This is a genomic window from Streptomyces akebiae, from assembly GCF_019599145.1.
GTDB lineage: Bacteria > Actinomycetota > Actinomycetes > Streptomycetales > Streptomycetaceae > Streptomyces > Streptomyces akebiae.
Genome location: NZ_CP080647.1, coordinates 9,305,747 through 9,319,071 on the forward strand (window position 1 = coordinate 9,305,747; position 13,325 = coordinate 9,319,071).

Sequence of the window (13,325 nt, forward strand, 5' to 3'; positions counted from 1 at the left end):
CCCGTCATGACGAACCCCTTCGAGAACCCCGACGGCACCTACCTGGTCCTGGTCAACGACGAGGGCCAGCACTCGCTGTGGCCCGACTTCACCGCCGTGCCCGTCGGCTGGACCTCCGTCTTCGGCCCGGAGAGCCGCACCGCCTGCCTGGAGTACGTCGAACGCGAGTGGACCGACCTGCGCCCCAAGAGCCTCGTCCGGGCCATGGGCGAGTGACGCGGACGCAGCGGACGAAAGGGAACACGCACGTGAGCAGCGTCGACGTGACGCAGGCACCGTACGCCCCGGCGAGCGCCGACGGCACGGTGCGGTACGACGCCCGCACCCTGGCCCGGCTCGGCCTTGTGGCGGCGGAACTGCTGGACCAGGCGGGCGACCGGGTCGACGATCCGGCATGGGTGGCGCTCGCCCGGCACGCCTGGGAGGACGTCCCGGCCGACATACGGCGCACCGTGAGGGAGTTCCGCAGGCATGCGGGCCCCGACGGCGCCCTCGTCCTGAGAAGGCTTCCCATCGGTGCCGCGCGCCTGCCGCTGACCCCGATGGTGAAGGGCTCGGTCCAGCACGGTCCGTCCCTGCCCGCGGCGACCCTGCTGTTGTTCGCGGCCGGGCTCGGCGATCCGGCCGCCTTCGCGGCGGAGAAGTCCGGCGCCCTGGTCCAGGACGTCGTGCCGGTGCCCGGCCAGGAGACGGTCCAGGGCAACGTCGGCTCGGTGGAGCTCACCTTCCACACCGAGAACGCCTTCCACCCCCACCGCCCCGACTACGTCATGCTGCTGTGCCTGCGCCCCGACCACGAGGGCACGGCCGAACTGCGCACCAGCTGCGCCCGGCGCGTCCTGCCGCTGCTGACGCCCGGCACCCGGGACGCGCTCGGCAGGCCCGAGTACGTCACCGAGGCGCCGCCGTCCTTCGGACCGGCCGGCGAGGGCACCGCGCACGCCGTGCTCACCGGCGATCCGGACGACCCCGACTGGTGCTTCGACGAGGCGGCCACCAAGGCGCTGACCCCCGAGGGCCGGGCCGCTCTCGCGGAACTCGCCGAGGTGGCGCACCGCACGTACACCGGGGTGCTGCTGCGCCCCGGCGACCTCGCCGTCGTGGACAACCGGATCACCCTGCACGGCCGTTCGGCGTTCACTCCGCGCTACGACGGCCACGACCGCTGGCTCCAGCGGACCTTCGCCTTCAGCGACCTGCGCCGCTCCCGCGACCACCGTCCCGGTGACGGAACCGTGCTGGTCAAGTGACCCGCCAGGCGTCATCGGCCCGCAACGCGTCACGAGAATCGTCGACATGAAAGGTACGTGCTGACATGACCGAGACCGACCGGACGCCCTTCGCGGTGTTCGAACGTCACGAGTCGAACGTACGCAGCTACTGCCGCGACTTCCCGGTGGTCTTCGAACGAGCCGCCGGACACCATCTGTGGGACACCTCCGGACGCCGCTACGTCGACCTGCTGTGCGGGGCCGGCTCGCTGAACTACGGCCACAACCCGCCCCGGATCGTCGAGCGGGTGACGGCCTACCTCACGGCCGGCGGCCCGGTGCAGTCGCTGGACCTGCACACCACCGCCAAGGCCGACTTCCTGGAGCGGTTCACCGGCTTGATCCTCCAGCCCCGCGGCCTCGGCGACCACGTCGTCCAGTTCCCCGGACCGGCCGGAACGCTCGCCGTCGAGGCCGCGCTGAAGCTGGCCCGCAAGGTCACCGGGCGCACCGAGGTGATCGCCTTCACCGGCGGCTTCCACGGCACGTCCCTCGGCGCCCTCGCCGCCACCACCTCCCCGCTGCTGCGCGGCGCGGCGGGCGTACCGCTGACCGACGTCACGATCCTCCCGTACGGCGACGTGGCCGAGCCTGATCCGTTCGCCGCCCTGGAACACGCCCTCGGTCCGGGCGCGGCGACGCCCCCGCCCGCCGCGGTCCTGCTGGAGACGGTCCAGGGCGAGGGCGGACTGCACACCGCGCCCCGCGCGTGGCTGGCCCGGATCCGTGAACTCGCCGACGCCACCGGCACGTTGGTCATCGTGGACGACATCCAGGCGGGCTGCGGACGCACCGGTACCTTCTTCAGCTTCGAGGACGCCCCCGAACTCCGTCCCGACCTGGTCTGCCTGTCGAAGTCCCTCAGCGGAATGGGGCTGCCGATGGCGGCGCTGTTGATCCGGCGCGAGATCGATCGTTGGGCCCCCGGCGAGCACAACGGCACGTTCCGCGGCCACAACCTCGCCTTCGTGGCGGGCTCCGCGGCACTGGACCACTGGACCGACCCGCACTTCACCGACCACGCCGCCGAACTGACCGCCGCGATCCGCACCAGCCTCGCCAGCATCGTCGACGCCCTCCCGGCGGGTGCCGCCGAAGTCGTCGGCAAGGGAGCGATGAGCGGACTGAGATTCCCCGCCCCCGGGACGGCCGACCGGATACGGGGGGCGTTGTTCCGCGCGGGCGTCGTCGCCGAGACCTCGGGGGCGGGGCATGTGCTGAAGCTCCTGCCACCCCTGACGATCTCCCTCACCGAGTGGAAGGAAGTGGCGGACACCGTGGGCGACACGGTCCAGGTACTCGCTACGACGTAGTCGCCCGTGCCGGTCGCGATGGCGGCGGCACCGGGACGGCAGCCGTGACAGCGGCGCCCGCAGGCCGAACGCCGCCACCGTCCGACGACGGTGGCGGCGACTGCGACTGAGGCGACTGCGGCTGCGACCGCTACCAGGCGAAGGCCTCCGGGGACGGTCCAGGGCCGGGGAAGATCTCGTCCAGCCCGGCCAGCAGCTCCTCGCTCAGATCCAACTCGACGGCGCGCAGGGCGGATTCGAGCTGCTCCGCCGTGCGCGGGCCGACGATCGGGCCGGTCACACCGGGACGGGTGAGCAGCCAGGCCAGGGCGGCCTCGCCGGGCTCCACGCCGTGCTTGTCGAGCAGGTCCTCGTAGGCCTGGATCTTCGCGTGCACCTCAGGGCCGGACATGGCGCCCGCGGCTCGCCCCTCGCTGCGCCGGCCGCCCTCGACCTCCTTCTTCAGCACTCCGCCGAGCGCACCGCCGTGCAGCGGCGACCAGGGGATGATGCCGAGGCCGTACTCCTGCGCGGCCGGGATGACCTCCATCTCGGCGCGGCGCTCATAGAGGTTGTAGAGGCACTGCTCGCTCACGAGGCCGATGGTGCCGCCGCGGCGGGCGGCGATCTCGTTGGCCTGGGCGATCTTGTACCCGGGGAAGTTGGAGGACCCGGCGTAGAGGATCTTGCCCTGCTGGACCAGCACGTCGACGGCCTGCCAGATCTCCTCGAACGGGGTGTCCCGGTCGATGTGGTGGAACTGGTAGAGGTCGATGTGGTCGGTCCGCAGCCGCTTGAGCGACGCGTCCACGGCGCGCCGTATGTTCAACGCCGACAGCTTCTCGTGGTTGGGCCACGCTGTGCCGTCCGCGCCCATGTTGCCGTACACCTTGGTCGCGAGGACGACCTTGTCGCGGCGGTCGCCGCCCTTCGCGAACCAGGTGCCGATGATCTCCTCGGTACGGCCCTTGTTCTCGCCCCAGCCGTAGACGTTGGCCGTGTCGACGAAGTTGATGCCCGCGTCCAGCGCCGCGTCCATGATCGCGTGGCTGTCGGCCTCGTCGGTGTGGGGACCGAAGTTCATGGTGCCGAGGACGAGCCGGCTGACCTTGAGGCCGGTGCGTCCGAGCTGCGTGTATTTCATGGACTGCACGCTAGTCGCGTGGAGTGCGCTCTAGGCAAGCCGCGACTCGCGTTCCACACCGCAGTGACACATCCCTGACGAGCAACCAGCACACTCCCGCTGACGCCGGCCCGGGAGACCGTCGTCGGCCCGGACGGCAAGGCCCCGGCAACCAGATGGAAGGCTGCTGTCTTCATACGCGTTCGTAGGATCTCGGCATGTCCGATGCCTTCACGGTCCTGTGGACCCACGACACGTGCCGTGCCCTGCGCGGGGCGGGACGCGAGGGCGAGCGCCCGCCCGTCGCGTTCAGCGGTGTCCATTCCTCGCTCCCCGCCTGGTCGGGCGCCCACCCCGGGGACGAGGTGTACGCGCTGCACGTGAACCGGGGCGAGGTGCTGCTGGTGAGCCGGATGCGCGTGGTCGACAGGGAGCGGCGCGACTGCTGCGGCACCGCTCCGGCGACATGGCGGGACCCGGGGTTCCCCGGACACCACGACTGGGCGGCGCTCGGCGCGGGCGGCTGCGGTGCCGAGGCCGTCCACGTGGACGCCACACCGGTGCGCTTCGACCTGCCGGTACCCGGCGACCTCCTCGGACGACTGACCTGGCGCAACCGCCGAGGAGGGACCAGGGGCCTGAAGTACGTGGTGGACGGACGCCTGCAGCGCGTGGTCAGCCTCCAGGGGTTCTACCGCCTCACGCCCGAGTCGGCGGACGACCTCGCGGAGGTTCTCGGCAGCGCCGCCCTCTGACCCCGCCCGAGGGTCAGCCCGCCGTCGGGCCCTCGGAAACCTCCGCTCGTGTGAAGCCGCTGCTCCGCTCCACTTTCGCCACATGCAGTGTGTAGCTCCGGTACCACTCGGCTCGCCCACGCTTCTGCGCCGCGCGGTGTTCGAGGTCGGTGCGCCACTGCGTCAGCGCGTCGGCGTCACGGAAGTAACTGACCGTGATGCCCAGCCCGCCGGGGGTCTGCGCATGGTCCATCCCCAGGTAGCCGGGGATGTCCTTCACCAGGTCCTCCATGCGCGCGTTCGTCTCGGCGTAGCCGTCCTGCTCCTGGGTGCGCACCGTGGTGAACACAGCTACGTAGTAAGGGGGTTCATGGGCCTCGACGGGTGCGACGGCCGCTTCCGAGTGATCGCTCATGTCGCTACCGTACGGCGGGACGCACTCCCCGCGTGCCCCTCACGGAAGCTTGGGCTCCGTAGGTCCGTCCGGGCCGCCTCCCTGGCCACCTGGACGGTGCGGAAGCCTCTGCGGTAGGCCGACGGCGAGGTGTGCATGATCTTGGTGGAGTGGTGGCGGTAGGTCACCGGTGACGCGAAGCCGACGGCGGCCGAGACCTCCTCCACGGAGGCCTGTGAGGTCTCCAGCAGCGGCAGGCTCGCCCGGACCCGCTGCGAGATCAGCCAGCGGATCGGTGAGATGCCCTGGCTCCGCGCGAAGTGACGCAGATAGCCGCGCTCGGACATCCGTGCCTCGCGGGCCGGCGTGCTCACCGTGATCGGCCCGCCCAGGTTCTTCAGCGCCCAGGCCATGCTCCGCGAGAGCCCGTCGTCCTCGGGCGGCGCCGCCACCGACGGAGGTGGCCGGGGCCACCGGAAGAGGCCCCGGGGCCCGGAGCGTCGAGGCGACCGTCTGTCACGTCGCCGACCAGCCGCTCACCGTCGGCCGGCGCGCCCTGCTCAAGCACACCACCCGACGGTCAGGGCGATCGTCGAGGAGATCCCGTCGCGGCTCACTCTCGACGCCCTCGCGCAGCACCCCGCCCCCGGCAGACCGGTCGCCGACGACATCGGCCGCGTCAGGATCCGCACCGCCGAACCGGTCGCTCTCGACTCCTGCGCCGACTCCCGCCGCACCGGCTCCTTACTCCTCATCGCCCGGTCCGACGGCTCGACGTTCGCGGCCGGCATGGCGGACCCGCGCTGGCCGGACCGCCCGGCTCGGCAGGCGCGACGGGACGTCTCGACGGGCGCCGGTACGACCCAGGCGAGTGCCGTGCACCCGTCAGACGTCGAAGCGACGGCAGGCTGCCTCGATGTGACCGAGGTACTGGTGGGTCCAGTCGCACATGCCATCGACCGTGGCTCGCAGAGCGCGGCCCGGCTCGGTGAGGGTGTACTCCACCCGCGGCGGCACGGTGGGGTGCACCCTCCGCTCGACCAGTCCGTAGCGCTCCAGCATGCGCAGGTTCTGGGTGAGCATCTTGTGGCTGATGCCCTCGACCTCGTTGCGCAACTCACTGAAGCGCAGGGTGCGTTCTCCGAGCCCCTCGATGATCAGGAGCGCCCACTTGTTGGCGACGTCCGAGAAGATCTCTCGCGCCAGCGAGTCGGCGCGCCTCAGGTCCGCGTCTTCGGGCGAGCCCGTGTACTGCTTGGCCACTATCAGGTTCCCCAGTCACTGAGAAGTGCGTTCTTCCAGGTCAATGCCGCTCTCCTGCCGTTTCATAGTAACCATGGGAGAGCACGTGGGTCCTGGCTCCGCGGAAGCGAACCGACACCGACCTCGCGAGCGGAAAACGAGGTGCCGGTACCGGTGGCGCATCCATACCCTCGTCCCCATGCGCCACGAATCCGCCCTGCTGAACGTCATCGATGTGGAAGCCACCTGCTGGGACGGACAACCGCCGCCCGGTTCCGTGAACGAGATCATCGAGATCGGTCTCACCGTCGTGGACGTGTCGAGGCGGTGCCGTGTGTCCCGGCACCGGGTCCTGGTCCGCCCCGCGAGGTCGGCGGTGAGCGACTTCTGCACGGAACTGACCGGCCTGACCCAGGCTAAGGTGGAACGGGGCGTCACCTTCGCCGAGGCATGCCGCATCCTCGTCGAGGAGTACGGGGCGGGGGAGCGCCCCTGGGCGAGCTGGGGCGAGTACGACCGTCGGCAGTTCGCCCGGCAGAGCCAGGCCGACGGGGTGGCCTACCCGTTCGGCTATCCGACGGAGCGCACCCACACCAATGCCAAGGCCGTGTTCGCCGCGGCGTACGGGCTGCGCAAGAAACCCGGCATGGGCCACGCCCTGCGCATCGCCGGACTGCCGCTCGAAGGACGCCATCACCGCGGCGAGGACGACGCGTGGAACATCGCGGCACTCGTCCTCGATCTGTCGGGCCGCGGGGCATGGCCCTCACCGCCACAGACGTCCAGACCGAGCGACCACCGTGAGCCGTAGCGGGCCCACGCGACGCCCCCCGTCCCCCCACGCCCCCGTCCCGGAGGCCTGGCTGAAACGCACCCGTTCGCCATAAACCGCTTTCAACACAGCCCGAGACGGCTGTACTTGTAGAGACGCCCGAGGCTCCACCAACGATCGGCGCCCGGAACGACAACCGGAACGGACACCATGAACACGGCCCTCACCGAAGGCCATTCACCCTCCTGCCGGGACCTGGTCGGTCTCCTCGCCCAGACCGACCGGCGCGCCGCCTACGCGGCCCTCGCCCTCGGCGCGACCTCCGTGGCGGAGGTCGCCGAACTGACCGAGCTCCGCCCACCGGCCGCTGCCGCGGCGCTGCAGAAGCTGACGGACGGCCGGATCGCCGCCTACGACAGCGAGAAGCGCACGTACACGCTGCTCGACGACACTTTCCGGCTCGCGGTCCAGGCCGAGGTCAGCGTCTCCGGTCGCGGCGGCGGAGACGGGGCGGGCTCCTATTTCCGCCGAGGTCGGCTCACCTCCATTCCGGGCAGGGCTGAGGTGCGCAGTCGGGTTCTGGCCGTGGTGAAGGACTCCTTCGAGCCCGGCGCGACCTACTCCGAGGCCAAGGTCAACGCGATCTGCGGCGAATGGTTCGACGACTGGGTGAGCCTGCGCCGTGCCCTGGTGGACGAGGGTCTGTTGCGCAGAAACGAGTCGGGTACCGCCTATCGGCGAGTCTGACGGTCGAGGGCGGTCCGCGTCGTGGTCAGGTCCTCTGGCGCAGGCAGCGGGTACACACCGGCCCCCGGTGGGGAGGAGCGGTCGGTTGCCACGGAAGCCGGGACAGAACACCGTGGCGGTGACGGCGACCGTCGGCGGCTCCACCCGCACCGGCGGCTCCACCCGCACCGGCGGCGTCTCTCCGACGGATGGTGGTCACCGGCCGCGCGGACGGACGCCTCGCCCGTGACGGGTGAGGCGCCCGCGAAGCTTCTGAGCTGGGATGGGGGGTGGTGGCCGGTCGGTGACGGTCGCTGCTCGGACGGCGCCCGCCGGCGTCCCGGGCCGACTCGGCGAGGTGGATGCCGTGAAGCGGTGGCGGGCTCTGATCGTCCTCGGGACGGCCCAGTTCCTGATGGTTCTGGACACGTCCGTCATGAACGTCTCGATCAGCCAACTGGTCGAGGATTTCGACACCGAGGTCACCGCCATCCAGGCCGTCATCACGCTGTACGCGCTGGTCATGGCCGCCTTCATGATCATCGGAGGCAGGTTCGGCGACATCCTCGGCCGCCGTCGGCTCTTCCTGCTCGGCCTGGTGGTCTACGGCACCGGCTCGGCCCTGACCGCCGTCGCGCCGACCCTGTGGGTCCTCGCCCTGGGCTGGTCGGTCATCGAGGGCCTCGGCGCCGCGATGGTGCTGCCGGCCATGGCCGCCCTCGTCGCCGAGTCCTACCGCGGCCGGGACCGGGCCGTCGCCTACGGCGTCATCGGCGGGCTGGCCGGGGCCGGGATCGCCGTCGGCCCGCTGCTGGGCGGCTGGGTGACGACGTACCTCACCTGGCGGCTCGTCTTCGCCGGCGAGGTCGTGGTCGTCGTGGCCGTGCTGTGCTTCCACCGCGTGATCACCGAAGCGCCCCGGACCGGGGCCCGCCCCCCGATGGACGGTGTCGGCGCCGTACTGTCCGCGACGGGTCTCGCCCTGGGCGTGCTCGGTGTGCTGCAGAGCAGTACCTGGGGCTGGGTACAGCCCCGCAACCCGCCGTTCACCGTCATGGGCTTCGCGCCGACCCTGTTCGTCATCGGCGCAGGCGTGATCGTCCTGTTCGTCTTCACGCGCTGGGAGCACCGGCGGGCGGCCCGAGGCACCGAACCCCTGGTCCACCTGCCCCTCCTGCACATCCCCGCGCTGCGGTCGGGCCTGCTGGCCCTGCTCAGCCAGAACCTCATCCTGCTCGGACTGTTCTTCACCATTCCGCTCTACCTCCAGGTCGTGCAGGGCTTCGACGCCTTCCAGACCGGACTGCGGCTGCTCCCCGTGTCCGTGACCATGCTCGCCGCCTCCCTGGTCGCCTCCCGGCTGGGCCGACGGGCCGGACCGCGCCGGGTGGTACGGCTGGCCCTGGTGACCCTGGCCGGGTCCATCGTGTGGCTGCTGTCCACCATCGACCCCGTCATCGACGACACCCAGTTCGCGCTGGCCATGGCCCTGCTCGGTGTCGGCCTGGGGCTGCTCGCCTCGCAGCTGGGCAACGTGGTGCAGTCCAGCGTGGGCGAGGAGGAACGCAGCGAGGTCGGCGGTCTGCAGTTCACGGCCCAGAACCTGGGATCAGCCCTCGGCACCGCGCTCATCGGATCGCTCCTCATCGGCTCCCTGGCCCAGGCTTTCACCACACAGGTCGAAGACAATCCGGCGCTGTCGCAGGAGGCCCAGCAGCAGACGAGTGTCGCGCTCGAGGCCGGGATCAGCTTCGTCCCCACGGATCAGGTGCGTACGGCGGCCGAGCGTGCCGGACTGCCGCCGTCCGAGGTCGACGCCCTCGCCGACTCCTACGCCTCGGCCCAGCTGGACGGCCTGAAGGCGGCGATCCTCGCCGCCGGCGGCATCACCGTCGCCGCGTTCCTGGTCACCCCGGGCCTGCCGGGCGGGGGGACGGACCGTCCGACGCAAGGCGGCACCGACCGTCCGACACCATCGGGGTCCGACCGTCCGACGCCACCGGGCCCGGATCGATCCAGGCCACGCGGCTCCGGCGCACCGGCCGCCCCGCGCCGCTCGGAACACTGAGGCAGCGGCGACGGAGACCACGATCTGAAGGCCAGGGAGGCGGAGACGATGTCCACGAGCGAGCGAGCCGCGTCCCGGGACGGGCGCGGCGCGGAGCGTCGGGCCCGAGCCGACTACACCGGCGGCGTCTACGGATCGATGCTCGCCTCCTCCGTGATCATCGGCGCCGGGAGCCTGGGGACCTACCCCCGTCTGGAACTGGTCCTTCTGCTGCTGCTCACCGGCCTGGTGTTCTGGATCGCGCATGTGCACGCCCAGCTCTTCGGGGCACGCCTGGCGCAGCGGTCCCCGGACCGCCGGATCGTGCTGGAGGTGTGCCGCGACGAGTGGCCCATCGTCAAGGCCGCCGTCCCACCGGCCGCCGCCGTCGCGATCAGCCCGCTCCTCGGCCTCGATCTGTCGGGAGCCCTCTGGCTGGCGCTCGCGGTCGCCGTGGCGGGACAGGTGGGCTGGTCGGTGGTCGCGGCCCGCCGAGCCGACGCCCCGTGGGGCCTGGTCGCCGTCACGGCCTCGGTGAACCTGCTGCTCGGCCTCCTGATCATCGCGTTCAAGCTCTACCTGACCCATTGACCCATTGACCCATCGCCCCGCTGACCCACCGACGTCCTGCCGCACCTGCGCCATCGACTCACCTCCCCGGGGTGAGGCCGGGCCGGGGCCCCAGGACGGACGATCGCAGAGAAGGAACGCAGCCCGCCCGTACCCGGCCATGGGGGCACACCGCTCATGCGCTACGAGATCCGCGTCGACGGAAAGCTGTCGAAGGCGTTGACCGGCGCCTTCCCCGAACTGGACCATGTGGTGATGTCCGGCCACACTGTCCTGTTCGGGCACGTCGTCGACGAGGCGCATCTGTACGGGCTGCTGGCCCGCTGCCAGTCCCTGGGGCTGCGCGTCCTGGAGATGCGTCAGCTGCCGGAGTGAGCCGGGAGCCGCCGGGGTCCTGGAGGGGCGCTTCGCCGGGGGGCCTGGAGGGGGCGCGCTTCGCCGGGGGAGCCCCGCAGCCCGGCGAGCGCTTCAGAGGCTCTCGGGGAGCGCTTCAGAGGCTCTCGGCGCGGACCCGACCCGTGCGCGCGGCCACGCCCAGCGCCTCGAAGTCCCGGTCGTTGCGGTCGGCGTAGGACTGTGCGAACTCGGCGAGCGCACGGTCGAAGCGGTCGCTGCCGCCCAGGTACGCGGCGATGGCGACGGGGTCGCCGGAGCGGGCGTGCGCCCGAGCCAGACTGGCGCCGCACAACCGGGCGAAGAGCCGCAGCAGGCCGGGATCCATGGTCTCCGGGCGCGCGATGCCCTTCCAGTCGCGCAACTGCCGTACGTAGAAGTCTCGTTCGCGCCCGTCCAGACCGACGACATGGGTCCAGCCCAGGAAGATGTCGCTGGTCGTCTGCATCAGCCGTTGCCCCGAAACCACCCGGCGGCCCTGGTTGTCGTAGCTGTCGCCGCCGAGCTGCGCGGAGAGGACGGACTCCTGTGCCTCCTTGGCCTGGAGCAGCAGCGGGTCGGAGTCGTCCCGGCCGAGCAGCAGCACGATCCAGCAGCGCGTGCCGACGCTGCCGACGCCCACGACCTTCCGGGCCATGTCGACCACGTGGTAGCGGCGCAGCAGATGCCGGCGCTCGGACGACAGGGTCCGTACGTACTGGTCCAGCACGTTCCGCAGCTCCGCCTCCTGGCCCTTCGCGGAGGAGTCCGCCAGCAGGTCCCGGAGCGGGGTGATCAGCGGGGGGTCGGGTGTGATCATCCGGCCCTCGGCCGTGACCCGGGTCAGCTTCTCGAAGGCCTGGAGCTGGGTGCGCGTACGGGCCTTCCTGGCCGCCTCGGTCGTACGGCGTCTGGTCTCCTTGTCCATCGACGAGGCCATCAGCTCCCGCAGCCGGTCGGCGTCGTCCTGGGCGTACCAGATGTCCAGGGTGCGCATGCCGGCGAACTCGCGCATGCGGCGCCGGTACGCCTTCACGCACGTCCGTACCGCCCTGTCCTGCTCCTCGGTCGAGAAGCCGTTCGCCCGGCCCGCGATCACGAAGCTGGCCGCCAGCCGTTTCACGTCCCATTCGAACGGCCCTGCCAGGGTCTCGTCGAAGTCGTTGATGTCGAAGACGAGGTGGCGTTCGGGCGAGGCCAGCAGCCGGAAGTTGAGCAGATGGGCGTCACCGCAGAGCTGCACGGTCAGACCGGTGTTCGGAAGGGGGCCGAGATCCGACGCCATGATGGCCGCGGCGCCCCGGTAGAAGCGGAACGGGGATTCGAGCATGCGGCCGTAGCGGATGGGCACCAACTCCGGAATCCGGGTGGCCGACTGACGCTCGATCACCTCGATCGGGTCGGTCCGGTCGGCGTCCGCGTCCGACTCGAACCAGCCGTGGCAGGACCGCGAGGCGCGTTGACGCGCCTCCCGGCCGTGCGCCGCCCTCTCGGCCACGGTCGGTGATGCCGTGGATGCGCTCGCACTGGTCATGACACACACCTCCTGGGCCGCCGGCCCGGCGGCGTACCGTCCACCCTCCTCGACCGTGCGGTGCTCTCGGATCACCCGCCGGGGGTGATCCGACAGTCGGGGCGGGGTGCGACGCTGGCCCGACGAGGTCACCGCGCACCTGTCGTGTGCCGAAGTCGCCGACGGTGCCGAAGCGGCCCGTTCGGCCGCGAGGACGCGAGGAGGAGCCATGACCGAGTCCCCTGGCCCGGCACCGCGTACCGGGGCGGACGACTACAGGCCTGGTGAGGCCGGGGCGAAGCCCGGGGCTGACCTTGCGCCGGGAGGAGGGGCTTCCGGAGTGCCGGGTGACCCGGCGGAGGTGCTGGGGAGGGTCGGCCGCTCCTGGAAGTGGATCCTGGGTTCGGCGCTGGCCACGCTTGTGCCGGGCGTCATCGTCCTGGTCTGGCCGGACGGGACCCTGCACGTTCTCGCGGTCCTGCTCGGGCTGTACCTGCTCGCGATCGGGGCGTTCCGCTTCGTCGACGTCTTCGCCCGGGAAGAGGCGGGAGAGCGCCTGCCCGGGCTGCTCCTGGCGCTGCTGTACGTCCTGGCCGGCGTCCTCTGCCTGCGGAACCCGCTGCAGACCATCACCGCGCTCTCGCTGATCGTGGGGATCGTCTGGCTGGCCACCGGCATCCTCACGCTCTACACCGCCCTCGCCGCCAAGAACATGCCCCACCGGGGCTTCGTCCTCGGCGTGGCGGTGCTCGGCATCGCCGCGGGGATCGTGGTGCTGGCCCTGCCGACCGAGTCGGCCACGGCCCTGACCCGACTGCTCGGCCTGTGGCTCGTCCTGCTCGGCCTCGCCGAGGCGACGGTCGCCCTCGCCTGGCGCGCCGCCCTCCGCCGGGCGGGCGTCACGGGCTCCCGGGCATCGACCACGGACGCCCTCTGAGTCTCCGCACAACCCCGAGGAGGACCCATGTTCCCGGGCAACGACTCCGTACCACCGAACTCCGAACCGGCCGACGCCAACGGACCGGGAGACGAGGCCGACTCGGCCGGCGGGGATGCCGCCGGCGCGGAGAGCGGGTCGGGTCCTGGTGGGGGGGACCGGCCCAGGTGGGGGTGCCGAACCGGGCGGTGGGGTCGGGGCGGGTGGTCGTGGCCCGGGTGCCGGGGCGGGTGGGCATGGGGCTGACGGGCCGGGTGGGCATGTGCTCAGCTCCGAGGAGCGTGCCGAGTACGAGCGGTTGCGGCGGGATGCCGGGGTGCGGCATCGGCGGT

General features: G+C 71.6%; 15 protein-coding genes and 1 pseudogene. 11 read left to right on the forward strand and 5 right to left on the reverse strand.

The features are described from left to right. Positions 1–6: 6 nt before the first annotated feature. The 3 genes from K1J60_RS40330 to K1J60_RS40340 all read left to right on the forward strand — a co-directional run bounded on the left by K1J60_RS40330 (position 7) and on the right by K1J60_RS40340 (position 2,584). Positions 7–216, forward strand: a complete 210-nt coding sequence (locus tag K1J60_RS40330; protein ID WP_220650537.1) for an MbtH family protein — start codon at positions 7–9, stop codon at positions 214–216. A gap of 32 nt (positions 217–248) precedes the next feature. Next, the gene (locus K1J60_RS40335) at positions 249–1,250 is read left to right on the forward strand and encodes a TauD/TfdA family dioxygenase (protein ID WP_220650538.1); all 1,002 of its coding nucleotides are present in this window, start codon (positions 249–251) and stop codon (positions 1,248–1,250) included. Positions 1,251–1,315: 65 nt separating this feature from the next. Next, a complete protein-coding gene (locus tag K1J60_RS40340; RefSeq protein ID WP_220650539.1) occupies positions 1,316–2,584 on the forward strand; it encodes a diaminobutyrate--2-oxoglutarate transaminase in 1,269 nt (422 codons plus the stop codon). Between the two features lie 130 nt (positions 2,585–2,714). On the opposite strand, the gene K1J60_RS40345 is transcribed toward K1J60_RS40340, so the two are convergent. Further along, complete coding sequence (locus K1J60_RS40345; RefSeq protein ID WP_220650540.1) at positions 2,715–3,707, reverse strand: aldo/keto reductase; 993 nt, start codon at positions 3,705–3,707, stop codon at positions 2,715–2,717. Between the two features lie 197 nt (positions 3,708–3,904). On the opposite strand from K1J60_RS40345, the gene K1J60_RS40350 reads away from it, so the two are divergent. Continuing rightward, positions 3,905–4,441, forward strand: coding sequence for a hypothetical protein (locus K1J60_RS40350; RefSeq protein ID WP_220650541.1), 537 nt, complete (start codon positions 3,905–3,907; stop codon positions 4,439–4,441). A 13-nt stretch (positions 4,442–4,454) separates the two neighbouring features. On the opposite strand, the gene K1J60_RS40355 is transcribed toward K1J60_RS40350, so the two are convergent. Continuing rightward, positions 4,455–4,835: an antibiotic biosynthesis monooxygenase family protein gene (locus K1J60_RS40355; RefSeq protein ID WP_220650542.1), complete on the reverse strand. Its 381-nt coding sequence runs from the start codon at positions 4,833–4,835 to the stop codon at positions 4,455–4,457. Further along, positions 4,832–5,266 carry a helix-turn-helix domain-containing protein gene (locus K1J60_RS40360; protein WP_220650543.1) on the reverse strand — a complete coding sequence of 145 codons (435 nt, stop codon included), beginning with the start codon at positions 5,264–5,266 and terminating at the stop codon, positions 4,832–4,834. The genes K1J60_RS40355 and K1J60_RS40360 overlap by 4 nt, the downstream gene beginning before the upstream one ends. Before the next feature lie 41 nt (positions 5,267–5,307). Between K1J60_RS40360 and K1J60_RS46420 the strand changes: the two are divergent. Further along, positions 5,308–5,609, forward strand: a pseudogene (locus K1J60_RS46420) (elongation factor 1-alpha C-terminal domain-related protein); the annotation flags it as partial. Between the two features lie 90 nt (positions 5,610–5,699). Here the strand turns inward: K1J60_RS46420 and K1J60_RS40365 are convergent. Continuing rightward, positions 5,700–6,080 carry a winged helix-turn-helix transcriptional regulator gene (locus K1J60_RS40365; RefSeq protein ID WP_220651923.1) on the reverse strand — a complete coding sequence of 127 codons (381 nt, stop codon included), beginning with the start codon at positions 6,078–6,080 and terminating at the stop codon, positions 5,700–5,702. Positions 6,081–6,255: 175 nt separating this feature from the next. Here K1J60_RS40365 and K1J60_RS40370 point away from each other — a divergent pair, with 175 nt between their 5' ends. The 5 genes from K1J60_RS40370 to K1J60_RS40390 all read left to right on the forward strand — a co-directional run bounded on the left by K1J60_RS40370 (position 6,256) and on the right by K1J60_RS40390 (position 10,546). Further along, positions 6,256–6,867, forward strand: a complete 612-nt coding sequence (locus tag K1J60_RS40370; protein WP_220650544.1) for a 3'-5' exonuclease — start codon at positions 6,256–6,258, stop codon at positions 6,865–6,867. Between the two features lie 171 nt (positions 6,868–7,038). Further along, positions 7,039–7,575 carry a DUF2087 domain-containing protein gene (locus K1J60_RS40375; RefSeq protein ID WP_220650545.1) on the forward strand — a complete coding sequence of 179 codons (537 nt, stop codon included), beginning with the start codon at positions 7,039–7,041 and terminating at the stop codon, positions 7,573–7,575. A 346-nt stretch (positions 7,576–7,921) separates the two neighbouring features. Continuing rightward, a complete protein-coding gene (locus tag K1J60_RS40380; RefSeq protein WP_259408363.1) occupies positions 7,922–9,622 on the forward strand; it encodes an MFS transporter in 1,701 nt (566 codons plus the stop codon). 48 nt (positions 9,623–9,670) lie between these two features. After that, on the forward strand, positions 9,671–10,192 hold the full coding sequence (locus K1J60_RS40385) for a hypothetical protein (protein ID WP_220650547.1): 522 nt from the start codon (positions 9,671–9,673) through the stop codon (positions 10,190–10,192). Between the two features lie 156 nt (positions 10,193–10,348). Then, on the forward strand, positions 10,349–10,546 hold the full coding sequence (locus K1J60_RS40390) for a hypothetical protein (RefSeq protein ID WP_045560456.1): 198 nt from the start codon (positions 10,349–10,351) through the stop codon (positions 10,544–10,546). Positions 10,547–10,661: 115 nt separating this feature from the next. Here the strand turns inward: K1J60_RS40390 and K1J60_RS40395 are convergent, their stop codons facing one another. Beyond that, positions 10,662–12,077, reverse strand: coding sequence for a DUF2252 domain-containing protein (locus K1J60_RS40395; RefSeq protein ID WP_220650548.1), 1,416 nt, complete (start codon positions 12,075–12,077; stop codon positions 10,662–10,664). Positions 12,078–12,285: 208 nt separating this feature from the next. Between K1J60_RS40395 and K1J60_RS40400 the strand changes: the two genes are divergently transcribed. After that, the gene (locus K1J60_RS40400; protein ID WP_220650549.1) at positions 12,286–12,993 is read left to right on the forward strand and encodes an HdeD family acid-resistance protein; all 708 of its coding nucleotides are present in this window, start codon (positions 12,286–12,288) and stop codon (positions 12,991–12,993) included. The last annotated feature ends 332 nt before the right edge of the window (positions 12,994–13,325 follow it).